Below are 4,553 nucleotides of genomic sequence, written 5' to 3'. Positions count from 1 at the left end.
GGCCTCATAGGCCTTGTCGAGCAGCGGCATCTCGACCTCCGAGAATTCAAGGCACAGAAACCGGCCGCCGCGCTTCAGCACGCGATAGGCTTCGGCAAGGGCGACCTCGATGCGCGGCACGTTGCGGATGCCGAAGGCGATCGTATAGGCGTCGAAGGTCTCGCTCTCGAACGGCAATTCCTCGGCATTGGCCTCGACGAAGTCGGTGTTTGCCGCAAGCCCCTGCTTCTCGGCGCGGTCGCGGCCGACGGAGAGCATTGAACCGTTGATGTCGAGCACGGTGGCATGGGCCTGGCGATGGCTGGCCTCGACGATCCTGAAGGCGATGTCCCCGGTGCCGCCGGCGACATCGAGCACCTTCCAGCCCGGCCGTTTCGGCGGGTTCAGCCAGGCGACCATTGCGTCCTTCCACAACCGATGCAACCCGGCCGACATCAGATCGTTCATCAGGTCGTATCGATTGGCCACCTTATGGAAGACGTCGTTGACCAGGGGCTGCTTCTCGCCTGCCCCGACCTTCCTGAAACCATAGGAGGTTTCCATGCCGCCCGCGGCCGTGGTTCTCTCAACTGACATTATTTTGATCCGTCATAAAACCGGCGGGACCATAGCCGATCGATGGTGCCGACGCTATTGTCCAAGGCGCGGTTTTCGGCCGCGCTTGCAAAACCCGGTCGAGAAAGGTCCCGCATGATTTTCCGGCCAGATTCCGTGCGAGAACAGCATGCCGCGCGCAATGACCGCATGATCTTGAAGGCCGAACTGCACTGCCACATCGAAGGCGCGGCGGCCCCCGAGCTTGTCGTTGCCCAGGCCCGCAAATATGGCAAGGATCCTTCGCCCTATATCCAAGATGGCTCCTTCGTCTGGCACGATTTCACCTCCTTTCTCGCCGCTTATGATTTCGCGTCCGACCTGTTTCGCACGGAAGACGATTATGCGCGCCTCGCCGACTATTATCTGACCAGCCTCGCTCGCGACGGTGCCATCTATTCCGAGGTCTTCACCTCGCCGGACCATGCGAAGAAGGCTGGCCTCTCGCCAAAAGCCTATACCGATGCGCTGGGCGAAGGCATGGCCCGCGCCAAGGCCAAGACAGGGATCGAAGGCCGCATGATCGTCACCGGCGTGCGCCATGTCGGAGTCGAGGCGATCGAGCAGGCCGCACGCTTCGCGGCGCGCTGCGGCCATCCGCTGGTGACCGGTTTCGGCGTCGCCGGCGACGAGCGCATCGGCGATTTCGAGGACTATGTGCGCGCCTTCGAGATCGCGCGTGAAGCCGGCCTCGGCATCACCATCCATGCCGGCGAGCTGATGGGTTGGGAAAGTGTGGCGGCCGCCCTCGACCACATCCGCCCTGCCCGCATCGGCCATGGCGTTCGCGCCATCGAGAACCCCGACCTCGTCCGCCGCATCGCCGACCAGGGCGTGGTGCTGGAATGCTGCCCGGGCTCCAACATCGCGCTGAAAGTCTTCGACAGCTTCGCCGACCATCCCTTTCCGGCGCTGCGCGCCGCCGGCTGCAAGGTGACGCTCAACTCCGACGACCCGCCCTATTTCTGGACCTCGCTGAAGCGCGAATACGATATCGCCGCCGAGCATTTCCGCATGGACGACAAGGCGCTTACCGCCGTGACGCGGACGGCCATCGAGGCAGCCTTCGTGGACAAGAAAACCAAGGCCGCCCTGCTTGCCCGTGTCAACGGCGTCGGCCGCTAACTCTCCGCTGGATTCGTTCTTCTTCTGGATTTAAGGCAAAAGCTGTGGTGGATGGCCGCCGGGCGGTTCCTTGGCCGGCGCATTGTCGCTAGGGTCGCTTCCAGCAGCCGGAATTTCAGGAGATCACGATGCAGGGCGTCACCGTCGTCGACCACCCCCTTGTCCAGCACAAGCTGACCATCATGCGCAAGAAGGAGACCTCGACGGCCGGCTTCCGGCGGCTGCTGCGCGAGATCTCGCTGCTGCTCGGCTATGAAGTGACCCGTAATCTCGAGCTGACCACGACCATGATCGAGACGCCGATCGAGGAGATGGAGGCGCCGACGCTGGAAGGCAAGAAACTGGTCTTCGCCTCGGTGCTGCGCGCCGGCAATGGCCTGCTCGAGGGCCTGCTCGATCTGGTGCCAGCCGCCCGCGTCGCCCATATCGGCCTCTACCGCGACCATGAGACCCTGGAAGCGGTGGAATATTTCTTCAAGGCGCCGAGCGACCTTGCCGACCGCCTGGTGATCGTCGTCGATCCGATGCTGGCGACCGCCAATTCGGCGATTGCCGCCATCGACAAGCTGAAGGGACGCGGCGCCACCAACATCCGCTTCCTCTGCCTGCTTGCCGCCCCCGAAGGCATCGAGCGCTTCACCAAGGCGCATCCGGATGTGCCGATCTTCACCGCCTCGATCGACCGCCAGCTGAACGACAAGGGCTATATCATGCCCGGCCTCGGCGACGCCGGCGATCGCATGTACGGGACAAAGTGAGCGCATCCGTTTACCGCGCGTTTACACAACCGCGCGGTTCCGGCGCACATTAAAGCGGCAAACACCATGCCAGCGTTAGGATGTGGCCTTGATCCAAGGGGCATCCATGCTGCGCAAGCTTCTCATCCTCGGTATTTTTGCCGGAACCTCGGCCTCGATTCCGATCGTCTTTCAGGCCAATCCGCATCTGGTGGACGGACTGCTCAAATCGACCGATGCCGCGCGGCCGGCGGCGCCGAAGGCCGAGCCCCAAGTCAACCTCGCTTCGGTGCCGAGCAAGCCAGCGGCGCCGTTGCCGCTCGGCCGGCAGGTTCTGGTCAATGCCGATGCCCGCGGCCATTTCACATCCCAGTTCAAGCTCAACGGCCGGCAGATCGATGGCATGATCGACACCGGCGCGACACTGGTCGCCATCAACGCCTCGACCGCGCGCAGGATCGGCATCTCGCTCAACCCGTCAGATTTCAATCAACAGGCGAACACCGCCAATGGGGCGATCAAGGCCGCTGTTGTGACAGTCGACCACCTGCAGATTGGCAAGATCTCGGTCGACAACGTCCAGGCGATGGTGCTCGACGACCGGGCGCTGCAGACCAACCTCATCGGCATGAGCTTCCTGCAGCGGTTGCAGAAATACCAGGTCCAAGACGGCGCGCTGCTGCTTGTCCAGTAAGTGTGTCATAAGCAATTCCAGGAAAAGTGTGCAGCGGTTTTCCGTCCGGAATTGCGTCAAAACAAAACAGATAAAGCAGGTCACCGTTTCCGCGAAACGGTGACCTGCTTTATCGAGCCAATATCCGCCTGAGCACGGTCTTCTCGGCGGGCGGCTTGGAACTGCCGATCGTGTAAGCGGCTCTCACCGCCGCCGCTGCTGTCTCCGCCTCCGCGTCGGTACGGGCATGGACCAGCGCCAGCGCCTCCCCCGCGCGCAACTCCGCGCCGACCGGCAACAGCCGGGTCAAACCGACCGCATGATCGATCCTGTCGTCCGGATGGGAACGCCCGCCGCCAAGCGTCACGACGGCAAGCCCGATATCGCGCGTGGCGATGCCGGTCACAAAGCCGGCCTGTTCCGCTTTCACCGCCAGTTCGACCTGCGCCTTCGGCAGATATTTTTCAGCGTTCTCGATAAAATCGCCTGGGCCGCCAAGCACGGACACCATCCGCGCGAAGACGGCAGCCGCCCGGCCGCCGGCGAGCGCTTCGGTCGCACGCCTGAGGCCATCCTGCTGCGACGAAACCAGCCCCGCCGACTGCAGCATCTCGGCCGCCAACGTCAGCGTCACGTCCTCCAGACGCTTGTCGCGAAAACGACCGGTGAGGAAGTCGACGGCATTCTTCACCTCGACCGCGTTGCCGGCCACGGAGGCCAGCGGTTCGTTCATGCCCGTCACCAGCGCCGATGCGTTCAGGCCGGCGCCGTTGGCGACCTCCACCAGGCTGTTCGCCAGGGCCACCGCATCGCGCGACTTTTCCATGAAGGCGCCGTTGCCGAGCTTGACGTCGAGCACCAGCGAGCCCAGGCCCGCGGCAAGCTTCTTCGACAGGATCGAAGCGGTGATCAGCGGTATGGATTCGACCGTTCCCGTCACATCGCGGATCGCGTAGAGCCTGCGGTCGGCGGGCGCCAGATCGGCGGTCTGGCCGATGATGGCGCAGCCGGTCTCGAGCACCGTCTTGCGGAAAAGCGGTAAATCCGGCTGGCTGGCATAGCCGGGAATGGCATCCATCTTGTCCAGCGTGCCGCCGGTGTGGCCGAGGCCGCGGCCGGAGATCATCGGCACATAGGCGCCGCAGGCGGCGACGATCGGCGCCAGCATCAGCGAGACATTGTCGCCGACGCCGCCCGTCGAATGCTTGTCGGTGACCGGGCCAGGCAGGTCGGACCAGTCGAGCACGTCGCCGGAATCGCGCATGGCAATCGTCAGCGCCACCGCTTCCTCGCGGCTCATGCCGTTGAGGAATACGGCCATGGCGAAAGCGCCGACCTGGCCTTCGGAGATGGTGCCGGCCGTCAGCCCCGCGACGAAGGCCGCGATCTCGTCGGACGAGAGCCTGTGGCCGTCGCGCTTGCGG

General features: G+C 64.0%; 5 protein-coding genes. 3 read left to right on the top strand and 2 right to left on the bottom strand.

Going from position 1 to position 4,553, the window contains the following annotated elements; translation table 11 throughout:
• Window positions 1–576, bottom strand: a 576-nt coding sequence (locus tag EOA27_RS23605) for a class I SAM-dependent methyltransferase (RefSeq protein WP_145970488.1), incomplete at its 3' end; no start/stop codon positions are given.
• Window positions 577–744: 168 nt separating this feature from the next.
• On the opposite strand from EOA27_RS23605, the gene EOA27_RS23600 reads away from it, so the two are divergent.
• The 3 genes from EOA27_RS23600 to EOA27_RS23590 all read left to right on the top strand — a co-directional run bounded on the left by EOA27_RS23600 (window position 745) and on the right by EOA27_RS23590 (window position 3,150).
• Window positions 745–1,719 (top strand): adenosine deaminase, encoded by a 975-nt coding sequence (locus tag EOA27_RS23600; RefSeq protein WP_126083724.1) that lies wholly within the window; start codon window positions 745–747, stop codon window positions 1,717–1,719.
• A gap of 128 nt (window positions 1,720–1,847) precedes the next feature.
• A complete protein-coding gene (gene upp, locus EOA27_RS23595) occupies window positions 1,848–2,477 on the top strand; it encodes a uracil phosphoribosyltransferase (RefSeq protein ID WP_027165262.1) in 630 nt (209 codons plus the stop codon).
• Between the two features lie 106 nt (window positions 2,478–2,583).
• Window positions 2,584–3,150: a TIGR02281 family clan AA aspartic protease gene (locus EOA27_RS23590; RefSeq protein ID WP_126081402.1), complete on the top strand. Its 567-nt coding sequence runs from the start codon at window positions 2,584–2,586 to the stop codon at window positions 3,148–3,150.
• Window positions 3,151–3,259: 109 nt separating this feature from the next.
• Here the strand turns inward: EOA27_RS23590 and deoA are convergent.
• Window positions 3,260–4,553, bottom strand: a 1,294-nt coding sequence (gene deoA / locus EOA27_RS23585) for a thymidine phosphorylase (RefSeq protein WP_127257364.1), incomplete at its 5' end; no start/stop codon positions are given.

The sequence above is a fragment of the Mesorhizobium sp. M2A.F.Ca.ET.037.01.1.1 genome (genome assembly GCF_003998075.1).
In the GTDB taxonomy this organism is placed as follows: Bacteria; Pseudomonadota; Alphaproteobacteria; order Rhizobiales; family Rhizobiaceae; genus Mesorhizobium.
The sequence above is the reverse complement of the archived record's forward strand: the minus strand, read 5'-3'. Positions and strand labels throughout refer to the sequence as shown.

Coding starts and splice junctions, on each gene's coding strand:
- EOA27_RS23600 (WP_126083724.1), top strand. CDS start 745: ATGATCTTGAAGGCCGAACTGCACTGCCACATCGAAGGCGCGGCGGCC.
- upp (WP_027165262.1), top strand. CDS start 1,848: ATGCAGGGCGTCACCGTCGTCGACCACCCCCTTGTCCAGCACAAGCTG.
- EOA27_RS23590 (WP_126081402.1), top strand. CDS start 2,584: ATGCTGCGCAAGCTTCTCATCCTCGGTATTTTTGCCGGAACCTCGGCC.